The organism is Streptomyces amritsarensis (genome assembly GCF_001953875.1).
Classification (GTDB): domain Bacteria; phylum Actinomycetota; class Actinomycetes; order Streptomycetales; family Streptomycetaceae; genus Streptomyces; species Streptomyces amritsarensis.
Window position 1 is genome coordinate 69,679 of the sequence record NZ_MQUR01000003.1, and the last position, 16,850, is coordinate 86,528.

Below are 16,850 nucleotides of genomic sequence, written 5' to 3' on the forward strand. Positions count from 1 at the left end.
GCAGCGCGACGAGGACTCCCGGCGTTGGGGGACGGCGGTCAGGGGTGAGGGACGACCGCCACGGGCGTCCTGGCGTGGTGCAGCACCGCGTGCGTGACCGGGCCGATGTGCGCCCCCATCGCCGCCCGGCGTATGCGCCGTCCGACGATCAGCAGCGAGGCGTCCTGCGAGGCTTCCACGAGATGACCCGCGGGCCGGCCCACCAAGCACTGCTCCTCGACCTCGACCTGGGGGAACTCGCCCCGCCACGACCGCAGTACGTCGGTGAGCGTGCCCGCCTCGCGTAGCCCCAGAGCGACACCGTGGCCGGGATCGGCCGCCGCGGGGTCGTACCCGTCGACCACCGGTACCCTCCAGCCGTGCACGACCCGCAGAGTGGCGGCGCGGGCAGCGGCGGCTTCGAAGGCGTACGCGAGCAGCTCGTCGCACGGCCTGGAGAGGTCCAGGCCGAGCACCACGTCGCGGTACTGCCCCTTGCGGTCCCCGTGGCCGCCGCTGCGGGCCCGCAGTTCGTCCTCGGCCCGCTCCCCGGCCCGTACGACGACGACCGGGCGCTCGGCGTGCGCGATGAGGGGCAGGGACACCGACCCGGCGAGGAAGCCGGCCAGGCCGCCCAGCCCCCGGGAACCCAAGACCAGGACCTCCGCCTTCTCGGCTGCGGAGAGCAGCACCTGCGCGGGGCGGCCGTTCACCTGCTCGACGGTGATCTTCAGACCGGGGTGTCCCTGCCGCAGCCGGTCGGCCGCTGCGCGGGGGACCCGCCGGGCCCACTGCTGCGTGACGGTCGCCCCCTCGTCGGGCGTGTTGTCCACGCCGGCGAACGGGGCGTGGGCGAACGCCGGTGACCAGTCCTGCCAGACGTGCAGGATGTGCAGGGGCAGACGGCGCATCCGCGCCTCGCGGGCGGCCCACTCCGCGGCGGCCAGCGATGCGGCGGAGCCGTCCACGGCGGCAATGACGGTACGTGACATGTTTCCTCCAGGTGAGGGGTTCGGATGGTGCGCGGCACCGGTCCGGGGAGAGGCAGGGCGGGCGGTGTCGCCCGCAACGTGTCACCGGGACGCAGATATCAGCCCGGTGAGGTGCAAGGGGTCGGGGGAGCGCCGCGGCATCCGGCGCCGGTGTCAGTGGCCGCCTTCGCCGCGGGCCGTCAGCTGGTTCACCACACCGACCACGCCGTCCACACGCCATGCGGCTCGGATCAACACGGCCGTGTCGAGGGCGGGTTCGGGCAGGCCCGCGAGGGTGACCGTCCCGTCGCGGACGTCGATGCGGAGCCCGTCGACGCGGTGCGCGGCCGGCGCCCGGCCGAGAACAGCGCCTGAGACGTCCGCGAGGATCTCCTCGTCCGTCCTCAGGAAGACGCGCAGCAGGTCACGGCGCGTGGTGATGCCGATGAGGCGGTCCTCCTCGTCCACCACCGGCAACCGGTCGACGTGGCGGCGTTCCATGATGCGAGCGGCGTCGACGACGCGCTGTTCGGGATGCACGGTGACAGCAGGGCTGGTCATCAGCCCGGCGGCCGCCGGGGAAGGTCCCGCGACGGGGTGGGTGCCGGCCGGCCGCCGCAGTGTCCGTACCGTCCGGCGCCGGCCCGGTCCGTCCGGGCCGCGACCTGCCCGGTGCCCGGTGAGGTCTGTCCGGGAGACCACTCCCATGACCTTGTCGTCGTCGTCCACCACCGGCAGGCCGCTGATCCGGTAGGTGGCGAGCAGGCCGGCCAGCTCTTCGAAGGAGGTGTCCGGGCGTGCCCGGACCACCTCGCCGGTCATGACTTCGCCCACCGTCCGCCTTCCGATCACGGCGCTCATCTCCACTCGTTCCGCAGGTTTCCGGATGCCGCCGAAGGCGACCCGGCCTCTGACTGGGCCGACGGCTCCGCGGAGAGCGCCGGGCCGGAAGCCACCCGGTCGTCCGCTCCTCGTGCGTGCCGTCGCTTCCAGCGTGGTGCGCAGGACGGGCAGGGGACAGAACCGGTCAGGACCCCCGCACCGGGCCGTTCGGCCCGTGACGGCCCGCGACGGGCAGGGCCGGGCCCGTCGGAAGAGGGCACACCGACCGCATCGTCGACCTGACCCGGTACGTCGCCACGCTGCTCGGCGCCCGGTGAGCGGCCGGAGACCAACGGGCCCCGTCGAGGGACCTTCGGGACCTCCGCCGAGGGCGCGTCCCGGGCAAGGCTGTAGGTGACAGCACGGAACGGCCGGCCGCCCCGGTGCCCCGCCACGTGTGGCAGCGGCGCCACCCATACCCAGGGAGCTTTCCCATGACTCAGCCGACCAGCGCCCCCCGCACCACCCCCGATGCCCCTCCGTCGGAGCCGAGCATCGCCGTGAACCTCCTGGTCGACAACGCCTCCAAGGCACTCGCCGACTTCGAGTCCTTCACGCAGGAGATGGTCGACCACATCGTGGCCAAGGCGTCGGTGGCCGCCCTGGACCAGCACACCGCCCTGGCGCGCTCGGCGGTGGAGGAGACCGGGCGGGGGGTCTTCGAGGACAAGGCGGCGAAGAACATGTTCGCCTGCGAGCACGTCACCCACAGCATGTCCCGGGCGAGGACGGTCGGTGTCGTCGGCCGCGACGACATCGAGGGCATCATCGAGATCGCCGAACCCGTCGGGGTGCTCTGCGCGGTCACCCCCGTCACCAACCCGACGTCCACCACGATCTTCAAGGCGCTGCTGGCGCTGAAGACCCGCAACCCCGTCGTGTTCGCCTTCCACCCCTCCGCGCAGGTGTGCAGCACCGCGGCCGCGCGTGTCGTGCGGGACGCCGCCGTCGCCGCCGGAGCGCCCGAGCACTGCGTGCAGTGGATCGAGGCTCCCTCCATCGAGGCCACGAGCCTCCTCATGCGCCACCCCGGCGTCGCGCTGATCCTGGCGACCGGCGGCAACGCCATGGTCAAGGCCGCGTACTCGGCCGGCAAACCCGCAGTCGGCGTGGGCGCCGGCAACGTTCCCGCCTACGTGCACCACAGCGCGGACCTGCGCCGGGCGGTCAACGACCTCGTCCTGTCCAAGTCCTTCGACAACGGCATGATCTGCGCGTCCGAGCAGGCGGTCATCCTGGACACCGAGGTGTACGACCAGGCGCTCGCCGAGTTCCGGCGCCTGCACGCGTACGTCGCGACGGCCGAGGAGAAGCGGAAGCTGGAGACCTACCTGTTCCCGCCGGACCCGGCCGGGCGACAGGGCCGCGTCAACCCGGCCGCCGTCGGGCAGAGCCCCGAACGGATCGCGGAGCAGGCCGGGTTCACCGTCCCCGCCGGCACCTCGCTCATCCTGGCCGAGGCGAGCCGCGTCGGGCCCGACGAGCCGCTGACGCGGGAGAAACTCTGCCCGGTCCTCACCGTGCTGCGGGCCGCGTCGACGGAGGAGGGCTTCGACCTGGCGGCCGACATGGTCGACTTCCACGGGCAGGGACACAGCGCGGTGATCCACACCGGTGACCCGGCCCTCGCCGAGCGCTACGGCCGCCGTATGAGGACCGTACGGATCATCGTCAACTCGCCCTCCTCGCAAGGGGCGATCGGCGGCATCTACAACCGTCTCGTTCCGTCCCTGACCCTGGGCTGCGGTTCCTGGGGCAGGACTTCGGTCTCGGACAACGTCTCGACCGCCCAGCTGCTCAACATCAAGCGCGTCACCACGCGGCAGAACACCATGCAGTGGTTCAAGGTGCCGCCGAAGATCTACTTCGAGCCGCAGGCCATCCGCTACCTCGCCGCGATGCCCGACGTCCACCGCGTCACCGTGGTCACCGACGCCACCATGACCCGGCTCGGCTACGTGGAGCGGGTCAGCCGCGTCCTGCAACAGCGGCAGCAGCCCGTGACCCTCCAGGTCATCGACGACGTCGAACCGGAGCCGAGCATCGACTCCGTACAGCGGGGTGCCGCCCTCATGCGCGGCTTCCGCCCGGACACCATCATCGCCCTGGGCGGCGGATCCCCCATGGACGCGGCGAAGGTGATGTGGCTGCTGTACGAACAGCCGGACGTCGACTTCGCCGACATGCGGCAGAAGTTCTCCGACATTCGCAAGCGCGCCTTCCGCTTCCCCGTGCTCGGCAAGCGGGCCCGCCTGGTCTGCGTCCCCACCACCTCGGGCACCGGTGCCGAGGTCACCCCCTTCGCGGTGATCTCCGACCCGGCGACCGGCAAGAAGTATCCGCTGGCCGACTACGCCCTGACCCCCAGCGTCGCGATCGTCGACCCCGTCCTGACCGCCGAGCTGCCCGCGTCGCTCGCCGCCGACAGCGGCTTCGACGCCCTCACCCATGCCACCGAGGCGTATGTCTCCGTCTACGCCAACGACTTCACCGACGGTCTGGCCCTGCACGCCATCAGGCTGATCTTCGACCACCTGGAGGCGGCGGTCACCGGCGAGGCGGCACCTCGCAGCCGGGCACGGGAAAAGATGCACAACGCGGGCACCATCGCCGGCATGGCCTTCGGCAACGCCTTCCTCGGCATCGTCCACGCGATGTCCCACACCCTGGGCGCCACCTTCCACATCGCCCACGGGCGGACCAACGCGATCCTCCTGCCGCACGTGATCCGCTACAACGGGACCGTTCCCGGCAGGTTGACGGGATGGCCCAAGTACGAGAGCTACCGGGCGCCCGAGCGCTTCCAGGACATCGCCCGCGCCCTCGGGCTCCCGGCAGCCACCCCCGCCGAGGGCGTGGCCTCGTACGCCGCCGCGGTGGAACGCCTGCGGGACGCCGTGGGCATCGAACCGTCCTTCCGCGCCCTGGGCCTCGACGAGAGCGCCTTCATCGGTGCGCTGCCGCAGCAGGCACTGAACGCCTACGAGGACCAGTGCGCCCCGGCCAACCCGCGCATGCCGATGCTGGACGACATGGAGGACATCATGCGCACGGCCTACTACGCCGGGCCCCGGCCACTTCCCACCTTCTGACCGCAGGTGCACCCGCGCGGGCCGATACCCTGTCCGCGTCGGAGGGTGACCGAGGTCAGGAGGTCCAGTGGGGGTGGAGGAGCCGTTGTCGCGGATGCCTCAGATGCGACTCGACGAGTTGCTGGAGGAGCTGCAGGCGCGTATCAACGCCGCCCGCGGCACCAGGGACCGGGTGCACAGCCTGCTGGAGGCGGTCGTCTCGGTGGGCCGAGAGCTGGATCTCTCCCAGGTCCTGCGGCGCATCGTGGAAGCCGCCGCGCTGCTGGTCGACGCCCAGTACGGAGCCCTCGGGGTCATCGGCCCCGACGGCAGGACCCTGTCGCAGTTCCTCACGTACGGGCTGACGGACGAGGAGATCGCCCGGATCGGGCCGCTGCCCGAGGGGCACGGGATCCTGGGAGAGCTCATCCGTGATCCCGAGCCGCTCCGGCTGACCGACCTGGGCGCGGACGAGGCGTCGTACGGATTCCCTCCCCACCATCCGCCCATGCGGACGTTCCTGGGTGTGCCGATCCGCGTACGGGACCAGGTGTTCGGCAACCTCTACCTGACCGACAAGCGCGGCGGCCAGGACTTCGACGCCGAGGACGAATCGGTGATCTCCACCCTGTCCGTCGCGGCCGGTGTCGCCATCGACAACGCCCGGCTCTACGAAGGCTCCCAGCGCCAGCAGCGGTGGCTGCAGGCGAACGCGGAGATCACCAACAGCCTGCTGTCCGGCAGTCCGCGCTTGGAGGTGCTCGCGCTCATCGCCCGCCGCGCCCAGGAGATCACGGATGCGGCGCTCGCCGATGTGTCCGTCCCCGTCGCCGGGACGGACGACCTCGTCGTCGAGCTGGCCCTCGGTGCGGACGGGGAAACCCGCCGTGGCCTGGTGGTCCCGGTGGAGGGCACCCTCTCCGGCGCCGCCTACCAAGCCGGTGCGCCCGTGACCACGGCCGGCCTTGCGGAGGACGATCGCGACACCTGCGGCCCCCGCCGCTTCGAGGGCCTGGGTCCGGCGGTCGCCGTCCCCCTGGGCACCGCCGCCAAGGACACCCGGGGCGTGCTGCTGCTGGCCCGGCACCGGGGGGAGCCCGTTTTCACGGAAGGCGAACTTCAGCCGCTGCTGGCCTTCGCCGGCCAAGCCGCACTCGCTCTGGAGCTGGCCGAACGGCGCAGCGGCGCCGAGCAGCTCGCGCTCCTCGAGGACCGCGACCGGATCGCCCGGGACCTGCACGATCTGGCGATCCAGCGGCTGTTCGCGACGGGGATGACCCTGCAGAGCGCCGCCCGGCTCGTGCAGAACGAGGGCGCCGCCGAACGCATTTCGCGCGCCGTGGGGGACCTCGACGAAACCATCAAGATCATCCGCTCCACCATTTTCGGTCTCCGCGCGCGCGAGGAGGACACCCGCCCGAGCCTGCGGGCACACGTGGCCCGCGCCGTGGGCGAGACGGCGACCACGCTCGGTTTCCCGCCGCGTCTCAGCATGGAAGGGCTCCTCGACACCGACGTCCCGGCGCAGGTGGCCGAACACGTCGTGGCGGCCCTCACCGAAATGCTGAGCAACGCCGCCCGCCACGCCCACGCGACGCGTGTCGAGGTCTCCCTGCAGGCCACCAGCGACGAAGTCATCCTCACCGTGACGGACAACGGCCGGGGCATACCCGCCGACGGCAGGCGCAGCGGCCTGCGCAACCTTGAAGAGCGGGCCCGGGGCCTGAGCGGCACGCTGGAGATCGCGCGCCCGGACGAGGGCGGCAGCCGACTGGTGTGGCGTGCGCCGCTCGCTGCCGGCGTCGACGCCCCGTGACATCGCCCTCGGCCCGGTCGGCGCGTCACGTGGTGAGCTGCAGGCCCGTGACCAGGTCGGGCCGGATCCGTAGCGCGGCGTCCGCGGCGGGGCGGTCGATCCAGGGGCGCAGACGGGTGGCGAAGCGTGCGAGTTCGCCGGGATCGGTGACCCGCCGGGCGTAGCCGGTGACCACGACGCTCCAGCCGAGGTGCGTTTCGGGGTCGATGACGTCCGCCTCGTAGGCCACCACGACGCCTTCGGCGTCGGTGGGCGCGACGATGGAGGCGAGAGTCGTGCCGGGGTGGGGCTGGACGATGATGTCGTCGCCGTCCATGAGGTGGTTGACGGGGCGGACGGCCGGCAGGGCGTGCTGGGTGAAGACGATGCGTCCCAGGGAGACGGAGCCGAGCAGGCGCAGTGCCTCGGCGCGGTCGAGCCGGGTCATGCGCCGGGGCGCCACCGCCCCCCGGTGGTCGTCCACCGTGCGCTGCGTGGCTTCGTCCTTCATCGTCGTGCCCACCTTCTGCTCTGGCGTGGTCCCCGGAAGCGCTGCGTGCCTTCGGTCGGCGTCCCGCGGTCGACCCTCGGCAGCGGGCCGAGGGGTCTTTGGCGCGGGCGCGCCGTTCAGGCGGTTGTGCGGCAGCGGTCGGGCGAAGGCGCGGGCAGGGCGTGGCCCGGGCCCGGGGCCCGGATGACGCGGTGGGAAGCCGCAGGAGGCGGGACGGCCGGACCCGGGCGTACGCCGGTCACCGGGCGGCGCCGGCGCACGCGGGGGAGGAGCGCGACGCCGGAGCTGTCGCAGGAGCGACGCCGGAGCAGTCGCAGGAACATGGCGGCGGCCTCTCTTCGTCCAGGGCGAGGCCCGGGGGTGCTGACGGTGCCGGACGTGCCGGTGCATGCCAGTCCATCAGGAAGCGCGCGCGGGCGGCAGGTCCGACCGGTCCCTGCGCGCGAGGGCCGAAGGTCCCGCGCCGACGGAGCCTCGCGGGCGGGCGGGCAGGGCAGCCACAGGGGGCGCGGCCGCGTATGAGGGCCGTCCGGCCCTGGCCGGAGTTCCCGCTCGCACGGCACGATGCAGTGGATCCGCCGGCGGGCGGAAGAACCGGCGAACACGGAGTGTGCGATGACGGACCACAGCAGCGGCCCCACCGGGAAGGAACCGGTCAGGGTCTTCCTCCTCGACGATCACGAAGTCGTGCGCCGCGGGGTGCACGATCTGCTGGACGCAGAGCCGGACCTGGCCGTGGTCGGGGAGGCGGGCACGGCCGAACAGGCCCTCATCCGCGTGCCCGCGCTGCGCCCGCAGGTCGCCGTCCTGGATGTACGTCTGCCGGACGGGGACGGCGTGAGCGTCTGTCGGGAGCTGCGCTCCCGCATGCCCGACCTGGCCTGCCTGATGCTGACGTCGTTCGACGACGAGGAGGCGCTGCTCGACGCGATCATGGCCGGCGCGTCCGGCTATGTGCTCAAGCAGATCACCGGCACCGACCTGGTGAACGCCGTGCGGACGGTCGCTTCCGGCCAGTCCATGCTGGACCCCGGCGCCACGGCCCGGGTGATGGCCCGGCTGCGCGGCGGGCCTCCCCAGGAGGAGGCTCCCCAGGGCCTGCCGGGCCTGACGGAGCGCGAGCGCGAGATCCTCGCCCTGGTCGGGGAAGGGCTGACCAACCGTGAGATCGGCCAGCGGCTCTACCTGGCGGAGAAGACGGTCAAGAACAACATCTCCCGGCTGCTGGCCAAACTGGGCGTCGAACGGCGGGTGCAGGCCGCCGTCATCGCCACCCAGGCCCTGGCCGCCCCGGCCGATCAGAGCGGTCGGCTCGGCAGGGTGTGACGGGCCCTCCGAGGATCCGAGCGCAGGTTTCACCATCCCGCGAAACCGGCTGAGCGGCCGAGCCCGGCGTCCTTCCCAGGCGCCGGGCAGGGACGTTTCCGCAGGTCGGCCGAGGGCCGGCCGTGCCGGATCCCTGTCGGACACCGCGGCGCCCGCGCCGACGGGGAAGCTGTTCCGCGCCGGGACGGGCAAGGCCGTCCGTCCCGGCGCGGGGCGGGGCCGTCAGGCGTGCGGCACGACGGCGACGGGGCAGCGGGCGTGGTGCAGCGCGGCGTGGGCGACCGACCCGATGCGGGTACCGACGGGCGCGTGGCGTGCCCGTCGGCCGACCACGAGCAACTGCGCGTGCGAAGCGGCCGACAGCAGCACCTGCCCGCCGCTGCCGATCTCGACGTGCTCGACGACCGGCACGTCGGGGTACCGCGCCCGCCACGGAGCGAGGGCCTGCGCCAGCGCCTTCTTCTCGAACGGCTCCAAGCCTCCGGCCTCGTCGATCAGGCGCATCGAGCCCGCCCCGTAGGAGTAGACGGGGGGCAGGCTCCAGGCCCGTACCGCCCGAACGGCCGCGCCGCGTGCGGCCGCGGCCTCGAAGGCGAACCCGAGTACCGCGGCGCAGTCCTCGGGCGTGCCCTGCTGGCCCACGACGACCTCGCCGCCCTCCGCGGGAAGCGTCCCCTCGTCCCGGAGCCGGACGGACACCACCGGCCGGGTCGCGGAGGCGATCACCTGCTGACCGTACGAGCCCAGCAGGAAGCCCAGCAGAGCGCCGTGTCCGCGTGAACCGAGCACCAGGACGTCGGACCGCTCCGCCTCACGCAGCAGTGCGGCGACCGCGGTGTCGTGCACCACTTCAGCCGTGACGGTCAGGTCCGGGTACCGCCCGGTCACGTACGTCTCCGCTTGACGCAGCAGCGCGTCGGCGGACTTGGCCTGGGCCTCCTCGTCCTGTACGAGGGGCACGTCCAGCGGATGCCACAGCCAGGCGTGCACGATACGCAGGGTGGCCTTGCGGATCCCGGCCTCGCGTGCTGCCCAGTCGGCCGCTGCCAGGCTCTCCTGCGATCCGTCCACTCCGACGGTGATGGCGCGCGTCATGGGGCTGCCTCCCTAGGGTTCGACGGGTACGGCCGGGCCGTCCCGGGCCGCCCCTTCCTTCTCCTTCCCAGCATCCGCGAGGCGGGCGCCGTCGGCAGAGGGCCACCTGGCCCTGCGTTCGCGCCGTTCGGCCACGATCCCCGTCCGCCCCCCGGCCGGGTGCGGTCCGGCCGGGCCCACAGGTCCCGCAACAGGGACCTGTGGGCCCTCTGCGGGGCGTGTCCTGGCGGGCCACTGTGGAGATGCAGGCCCGTCCCCGTTCTCCCGAGGAGCCGTCCATGTCCCGCACCGTCACCGTCGGCTTCGACGGATCCCGTGAAAGCCTCGCCGCCATGGACTGGGCTGCCAGGGAGGCGGTGTGCCGCGCGGTGCCGCTGCGGCTTCTCCAGGTCTGGAGCAAGGACGACGGCCGGCGCTCGCGCCCGGCGGACCCGGCGACCGCCCGGGGGTGGGGTGAGCGGGCGCTCGGTACGGCGGAGAGGCGACTGCGCCGACGCCACCGGGGTCTGCTGACCGAGGCGCTGTGGGTCTGCGGTGACCCGGTGGAGGAGCTGTGCGCCGCCGCGGACGAGGCGGACCTGCTGGTGCTCGGCTCCCGTGGCCTGGGCGGGCTGGCCGGCTTCCTCGCCGGGTCCGTGTCGCTGGCCGTGCTCGCCCGCACCCGGCGCCCGGCCGTCCTGGTCCGCCCGCACGACCCCCCGGGTGCGGGGCAGGACGGACCGGCCGGAGAGGTGGTGGTCGGCCTGGACGCGTCCGCACCCGGCGACGAGGTGCTCGCCTTCGGCTTCGCGGCGGCCGACCGGTACGGCTGCGGTCTGCGGGTACTGCACACGTGGGCCCTTCCGGCGCTCTACGGAGCCGAAATGGGCGCCGCCCTGCAGCTGATCTCGGCGGAGGTCGCGCAGGACGCGCGCCGGGCGCTCGACGAGGCGCTGGCCCCGTGGCTGGAGAAGTACCCCGGTGTGTCCGTCGTCCGTGAATGCCGCCGGGGCCGGCCGGCGCAGGACCTCGTCGAAGCCTCGCGGGGGGCCCGGCTGGTCGTGGTGGGCCGCAGGAACCGGCGTGCGCGGATCGGTCCGCACATCGGGACCGTCACCCACGCCGTCATCCACCACTGCCCGGCTCCCGTGGCGGTCGTGCCGCACGACTGACCGACCGAACCGGCCGCCGGCGTGCGACATGCCGCCCCGCTTTCCGCGACCCGACATCCACCGAAGGGACAGGCGAGCAGCCATGACCACCTACGTGTACGACTTCTCCACGGGCGGCCGGGACATGGCCGACCTCCTGGGAGGCAAGGGAGCGAACCTCGCGGAGATGGCGCGCATGGGTCTGCCCGTGCCGCCCGGCTTCACGGTCACCACCGAAGCCTGCCGGATCTTCCTCGCCACGGGGCAGGCTCCGGACGGCCTCGACCGGCAGATCGGCGAGCATCTGGCGGCGCTGCAACGAGCGGCCGGCAGGCGGCTCGGCCAGGTGGACGACCCGCTCCTGCTCTCCGTCCGCTCGGGGGCGAGGTTCTCGATGCCGGGCATGATGGAGACCATCCTCGACATCGGCCTGAACGATCTCTCGGTCCTGGGCCTGGCCAAGACCCCCGAGGGTGAACGCTTCGCCTGGGACTCCTACCGGCGTCTCGTGCAGATGTTCGGCACCACGGTCATGGGCGTCGACGGCTCCCACTTCGAGGCGGTGCTCACCGCCGTCAGAGAGCAACACAGGCGCGGCGACGACACGCAGTTGGACACCTGCGACCTCATGCGGATCGTCGAAACCTTCAAGGACGTGATCCAGGAGCGGACCGGGGAGGAATTCCCGCAGGATCCGGCCGAGCAACTGCGGCGGGCGGTCCTCGCCGTCTTCGCCTCGTGGAACGGTGAGCGCGCACGCCTGTACCGCCGGCGCGAGCACATCCCGGACGACCTGGGCACCGCGGTCACCATCCAGACCATGGTCTTCGGCAATCTCGGTCCGGACTCCGGCAGCGGCGTCGCCTTCACCCGGGACCCGGCAACCGGCCGCCCGGGCGTCTACGGCGACTACCTGCCCAACGCCCAGGGCGAGGACGTCGTCGCCGGCATCCGCAACCCCGTGCCCCTCCAGGACCTGGCCGGCCTCGACCCCGCGTCGTTCGCGCGGCTGCGCGGCCACATGGAGCAACTGGAGGCCCACTACCGTGATCTGTGCGACATCGAGTTCACCATCGAACGCGGCACACTGTGGATGCTCCAGACCCGCGTCGGCAAGCGCACGGCCCAGGCCGCCTTCGCCATCGCCTCCCAGCTCGCCGACGAAGGACTGATCAGCGAGCAGGAGGCGCTGGGCCGGGTCGGCGGCGAGGCGCTCGCACGGCTGATGTTCCCCCGCTTCGCCGCCACGGAGTCGAGCGAGGTCATCGCGCGGGGCGTGCCCGCCTCACCGGGAGCGGCCGTGGGAGCCGTCGTGTTCGACTCCGCGGAGGCGGTCCGCAGGGCGGCCGCCGGCGAGAAGGTCGTGCTCGTACGCCAGGAGACGACGCCCGAGGACCTGCCGGGCATGATCGCCGCCCAGGCCGTGCTCACCAGCCGGGGCGGGAAGACCAGCCACGCCGCCGTCGTCGCACGCGGCATGGGCACGGTGTGCGTGTGCGGGGCGGAGGGCATCGTCGTGGACGCCCGGGAGCGGCGCATGCGTGCCGGCGGTGTGACGGTCCCCGAAGGCACGGTCGTCTCGGTCGACGGGTCCGAGGGTGTGGTGCGCCTCGGCTCCGTACCCCTGGTCGACTCCGACGTCATGCGGTACTTCGAGGACGGCGGCGTGCTGCCGGCCGACGGCACGGCCCGCCAGCAGGTGCGTGACGTGCACCGGTTCGTGCGGCAGGCGGACGCCGTACGCAGCCTGGAGGTCCGGGCGAACGCGGACACCCCCGAGGACGCGGCCCGCGCCCGTCGCTTCGGAGCCCAGGGAATCGGCCTGTGCCGCACCGAGCACATGTTCCTCGGCGACCGGCGCCCCCTCGTCGAGGCGGTGATCCTCGCCCACGGCGACACCGAACGCGAGGCGGCCCTCGCGGCGCTGCTGCCGCTCCAGCGGCAGGACTTCACCGGCATCCTCGAAGCGATGGACGGCCTGCCGGTCACCGTCCGGCTGCTCGACCCGCCGCTGCACGAGTTCCTGCCGGACCGCACGGAACTCGCCGTCCGACTCGCCCGCCGCGAAGCGCTCGGCGCACCGGCCGATCCGCACGACTGCGAGCTTCTGGCGGCTGTCACACGCATGCGCGAGGAGAACCCGATGCTCGGCCTGCGCGGCGTACGCCTGGGGCTGGTGGTGCCGGGGCTGGTGGCCATGCAGGTACGGGCCCTCGCCGAGGCAGTCGTCGCCCGCAGGCGGGCGGGCGGCGACCCCCGGGCCGAGATCATGGTCCCGCTGGTGGACGCGGCCGAGGAGCTCCACCTCGTGCGGGAGGAAGTGGACCGGGTCCTGGCGCAGGTTTCGCAGGAGACGGGCGTCGAGGTCACCTGCCCGGTCGGAACCATGATCGAACTGCCCCGGGCGGCCCTCACCGCCGGCCGGATCGCGAAGGAGGCGGCGTTCTTCTCCTTCGGTACGAACGACCTGACGCAGACCACCTGGGGCTTCTCCCGCGACGACGTCGAAGCCGCCTTCTTCTCCGCGTACCTCGACAAGGGCGTCTTCTCCGTCTCCCCGTTCGAGACGATCGACCGTGAAGGCGTCGGCCGCCTGGTGCGGATCGCGGTCGAGGAGGGCCGGGCGGCCCGCCCGGACCTGAAGATCGGCGTGTGCGGGGAACACGGAGGGGACCCCGCTTCGATCCACTTCTTCCACCAGGCCGGACTGGACTACGTCTCCTGCTCGCCCTTCCGCGTCCCGGTCGCCCGCCTCGAGGCCGGCCGGGCAGCCCTCGAAGCGAACGGCACCGACGCGAGCGTGTAGCCCCACCCTGCTGCCCGGGGCGGACAACCACGCCGTCATGGACCCGACAGCCGCCGCGTCTGCCTGCCGGATGCGGCTCGCGACGCACCGCGGCAGGACCCGAGGTCCCTCGAACCGGCGGGACCACAGGCCCTCTCCGCCCGGCCCGCCGGGGCCGGTCGGCGGCCGGCGCGGTGCCTCTTCGCCCCTCGTCGGTGACACGGCCGACGGGGAACCATCAGCAGGGAGGAGAGGCGATCGCCCACCTCGCCTCCGCCCCGGCCCAGGAGATGACGACATGACGGTGACCGCCCGGCAGCCTGCCGACACCAGCCCCATCCGCACCCGGCCGTGGCGCGGCTTCACCGGCGAGGAGTGGCAGCGGCACATTGACGTCCGCTCCTTCATCCAGGCCAACTACACGCCCTACGAAGGCGATGCCGCGTTCCTCGCCGGTCCCACCGAGCGCACCCGCACGGTGTGGAAGACCGTCACCGCGCTCTTCCCGGAGGAGCGCCGCAAGGGTGTGCTCGACGTGGACACCGCCACGCCGTCCACCATCACCTCCCACGCGCCCGGCTACATCGACCGCGACCGGGAGCTGATCGTGGGGTTGCAGACCGATGCCCCGCTGAAGCGGGCGATCATGCCCAACGGCGGTCTGCGGATGGTGGACAACGCGCTGCACGCGTACGGCTTCGAGCCGGATCCGTTCGTCACCAAGGTCTTCGGCACGTACCGCAAGACCCACAACGACGGTGTCTTCGACGCCTACACCCCCGACATGCTGGGCGCCCGCAAGGCCGGCATCATCACCGGCCTGCCGGACGCCTACGGGCGGGGCCGCATCATCGGCGACTACCGCCGCGTCGCGCTGTACGGAACCGCCCGGCTGATCGAGGCCAAGCGCGCCGAGCGGACCCGGCTGGACCGGGCACCGTCCACGGGCGACGTGATCCGCGACCGCGAGGAACTGGCCGAGCAGATCCGGGCTTTGGGCGAGCTGGAAGACATGGCCGCCTCCTACGGCTGCGACGTGTCCCGTCCCGCGGCCACCGCGCACGAGGCCGTCCAATGGCTCTACCTCGGCTTCCTCGCCGCCGTGAAGGAACAGAACGGCGCTGCGATGTCGCTCGGCCGCACCTCCACCTTCCTGGACGTCTACCTCCAGCGTGACCTCGACGAAGGAAGCATCGACGAGAGCCGCGCCCAGGAACTCGTCGACGACTTCGTGATCAAGCTGCGGATCGTGCGGTTCCTGCGTACACCGGAGTACGACGCACTGTTCTCCGGCGACCCCACCTGGGTCACCGAGTCCATCGGCGGCATCGGAGAGGACGGCCGCCCCCTGGTCACCCGCACCTCCTTCCGATTCCTCCAGACCCTCTACAACCTCGGCCCCGCCCCCGAGCCCAACCTGACCGTGCTCTGGTCGCGTCGACTGCCCGAGGGATTCAAGCGGTTCTGCGCCCAGGTCTCCATCGACACCAGCTCCATCCAGTACGAGTCCGACGAACTCCTTCGCCCCCGCACCGGCGACGACACCGCGATCGCCTGCTGCGTCTCCGCGATGGCGGTGGGCAAGCAGATGCAGTTCTTCGGTGCCCGCGTGAACCTGGCCAAGGCGCTGCTGTACGCCATCAACGGCGGTCGCGACGAGATGACCGGCGAGCAGGTAGCCCCGGCGACGGCCCCGCTGACCGGCGAGTACCTCGACTACGCCGATGTGGCCGGCGCGTACGACCGCATGCTGGACTGGCTCGCCGCCACCTACGTCAACGCGCTCAACGTGATCCACCACATGCACGACAAGTACGCCTACGAGCGCATCGAGATGGCCCTGCACGACCACCCGGTCCACCGCACGATGGCCTGCGGCATCGCGGGGCTGTCCGTGGCCGCCGACAGCCTCTCGGCCATCCAGCACGCCCGTGTCCGGGTCGTCCGGGACGCCACCGGGCTCGCCGTCGACTACCGCGTCGAAGGCGACTACCCGGCCTACGGCAACGACGACGACCGCGCCGACCGCATCGCGGTCGACCTGGTCCGCTCCTTCATGGCCAAGGTGCGCCGCCACCCGGCTCACCGGGGTGCCGAGCACACGCAGTCGGTGCTCACCATCACCTCCAACGTCGTCTACGGCAAGCACACCGGCAACACCCCCGACGGCCGTCGAGCGGGTACGCCGTTCGCCCCGGGCGCCAACCCGATGAACGGACGTGACCGGCACGGGATGGCGGCATCGGCGCTGTCGGTCGCGAAGATCCCGTACGACCAGGCCCGCGACGGCATCTCCCTGACATCCACCATCACCCCGGAGGGCCTGGGGCACGACCCGACCGAACGGGCGGGGCACCTCGTCGGGGTCCTCGACGCCTACACCTCCGTAGGCGGGTTCCACATGAACGTCAACGTGCTCGACCGCGCCACGCTCGAGGACGCCATGGAACACCCGGACGCATACCCGGACCTGACCATCCGCGTCTCCGGCTACGCCGTCAACTTCGTCCGCCTCACGCGCGAACAGCAACTGGACGTCGTCAACCGCACCTTCCACGGTGCGCGATGACCACGGGCCGCATCCACTCGTGGGATCTGTCCACCGGGGTGGACGGGCCCGGCACCCGGTTCGTCCTCTTCCTCAGCGGCTGTCAGCTGCGCTGCCTGTACTGCGCCAACCCCGACACCTGGCACATGCGCGACGGGCAGCCGGTCACCGTGGACGAGGTGGTGCGGCACATCGAGCGGTACCGGGAGTTCACCGCGCTGGCCGGTGGAGGCGTGACCCTGACCGGAGGTGAGCCGCTGCTCCAGTCCGCCTTCACCGCCGAGGTGCTGCGACGCTGCAAGGAGCTCGGCCTGCACACCGCACTGGACACCTCCGGCGCCCTCGGCACTCGCGCCGACAACGCCCTCCTGGCCGATACCGACCTGGTCCTGCTCGACATCAAGTCCTTCGACGCCGGCGTCTACCGGCGCCTGACCGGCGGCGACCTCACACCCACCCTCGGCTTCGCCGCCCGGTTGCAGCGGCTCGGCGTGCGGACCTGGATCCGCTACGTCCTGGTCCCGGGCTGGACCGACGAGCCGGCCGCCATCGACGGGCTGGGCCGCTTCCTCGCGGAACTGGACAACGTCGACCGCGTCGACGTCCTGCCGTTCCACAAACTCGGTGCCCACAAGTACGACTCACTCGGCATCCCCTTCCCGCTCCGCGGCACCCCGGTCCCGGATGCCGCTCAGGTCGAGCGGGTCCGCGACCGGTTCAGGGCGCACGGCCTGCGGGCACGGTGAACCAGCCGGAT

General features: G+C 72.4%; 11 protein-coding genes. 7 read left to right on the forward strand and 4 right to left on the reverse strand.

Annotated features, from left to right (window positions below):
- Positions 1 to 38 precede the first annotated feature (38 nt).
- Positions 39 to 971: a universal stress protein gene (locus tag AVW11_RS02290; RefSeq protein WP_076043045.1), complete on the reverse strand. Its 933-nt coding sequence runs from the start codon at positions 969 to 971 to the stop codon at positions 39 to 41.
- A 153-nt stretch (positions 972 to 1,124) separates the two neighbouring features.
- On the reverse strand, positions 1,125 to 1,811 hold the full coding sequence (locus AVW11_RS02295) for a CBS domain-containing protein (RefSeq protein ID WP_107423223.1): 687 nt from the start codon (positions 1,809 to 1,811) through the stop codon (positions 1,125 to 1,127).
- 455 nt (positions 1,812 to 2,266) lie between these two features.
- Here AVW11_RS02295 and adhE point away from each other — a divergent pair, with 455 nt between their 5' ends.
- Together adhE and AVW11_RS02305 are read left to right on the forward strand one after the other, a co-directional pair.
- Positions 2,267 to 4,924, forward strand: coding sequence for a bifunctional acetaldehyde-CoA/alcohol dehydrogenase (adhE, locus tag AVW11_RS02300; protein ID WP_076043047.1), 2,658 nt, complete (start codon positions 2,267 to 2,269; stop codon positions 4,922 to 4,924).
- Between the two features lie 94 nt (positions 4,925 to 5,018).
- Positions 5,019 to 6,719, forward strand: coding sequence for a sensor histidine kinase (locus tag AVW11_RS02305; protein ID WP_420713429.1), 1,701 nt, complete (start codon positions 5,019 to 5,021; stop codon positions 6,717 to 6,719).
- A 25-nt stretch (positions 6,720 to 6,744) separates the two neighbouring features.
- On the opposite strand, the gene AVW11_RS02310 is transcribed toward AVW11_RS02305, so the two are convergent.
- Positions 6,745 to 7,209 (reverse strand): pyridoxamine 5'-phosphate oxidase family protein, encoded by a 465-nt coding sequence (locus tag AVW11_RS02310; protein ID WP_060177255.1) that lies wholly within the window; start codon positions 7,207 to 7,209, stop codon positions 6,745 to 6,747.
- Between the two features lie 615 nt (positions 7,210 to 7,824).
- On the opposite strand from AVW11_RS02310, the gene AVW11_RS02315 reads away from it, so the two are divergent.
- Positions 7,825 to 8,535: a response regulator gene (locus AVW11_RS02315; protein ID WP_060177256.1), complete on the forward strand. Its 711-nt coding sequence runs from the start codon at positions 7,825 to 7,827 to the stop codon at positions 8,533 to 8,535.
- Positions 8,536 to 8,757: 222 nt separating this feature from the next.
- Here AVW11_RS02315 and AVW11_RS02320 read toward each other — a convergent pair whose 3' ends face one another.
- Positions 8,758 to 9,630, reverse strand: coding sequence for a universal stress protein (locus AVW11_RS02320; RefSeq protein ID WP_060177257.1), 873 nt, complete (start codon positions 9,628 to 9,630; stop codon positions 8,758 to 8,760).
- A 278-nt stretch (positions 9,631 to 9,908) separates the two neighbouring features.
- On the opposite strand from AVW11_RS02320, the gene AVW11_RS02325 reads away from it, so the two are divergent.
- The 4 genes from AVW11_RS02325 (at position 9,909) to pflA (ending at position 16,839) form a co-directional block, all read left to right on the forward strand.
- A complete protein-coding gene (locus AVW11_RS02325; protein WP_076043048.1) occupies positions 9,909 to 10,781 on the forward strand; it encodes a universal stress protein in 873 nt (290 codons plus the stop codon).
- A gap of 82 nt (positions 10,782 to 10,863) precedes the next feature.
- The gene (gene ppdK / locus AVW11_RS02330) at positions 10,864 to 13,566 is read left to right on the forward strand and encodes a pyruvate, phosphate dikinase (protein WP_076043049.1); all 2,703 of its coding nucleotides are present in this window, start codon (positions 10,864 to 10,866) and stop codon (positions 13,564 to 13,566) included.
- Between the two features lie 277 nt (positions 13,567 to 13,843).
- Entirely contained in the window at positions 13,844 to 16,114 is a 2,271-nt protein-coding gene (pflB, locus tag AVW11_RS02335) for a formate C-acetyltransferase (RefSeq protein WP_076043050.1), read from the forward strand.
- A complete protein-coding gene (pflA, locus tag AVW11_RS02340; protein ID WP_030840099.1) occupies positions 16,111 to 16,839 on the forward strand; it encodes a pyruvate formate-lyase-activating protein in 729 nt (242 codons plus the stop codon). The genes pflB and pflA overlap by 4 nt, the downstream gene beginning before the upstream one ends.
- Positions 16,840 to 16,850 lie beyond the last annotated feature (11 nt).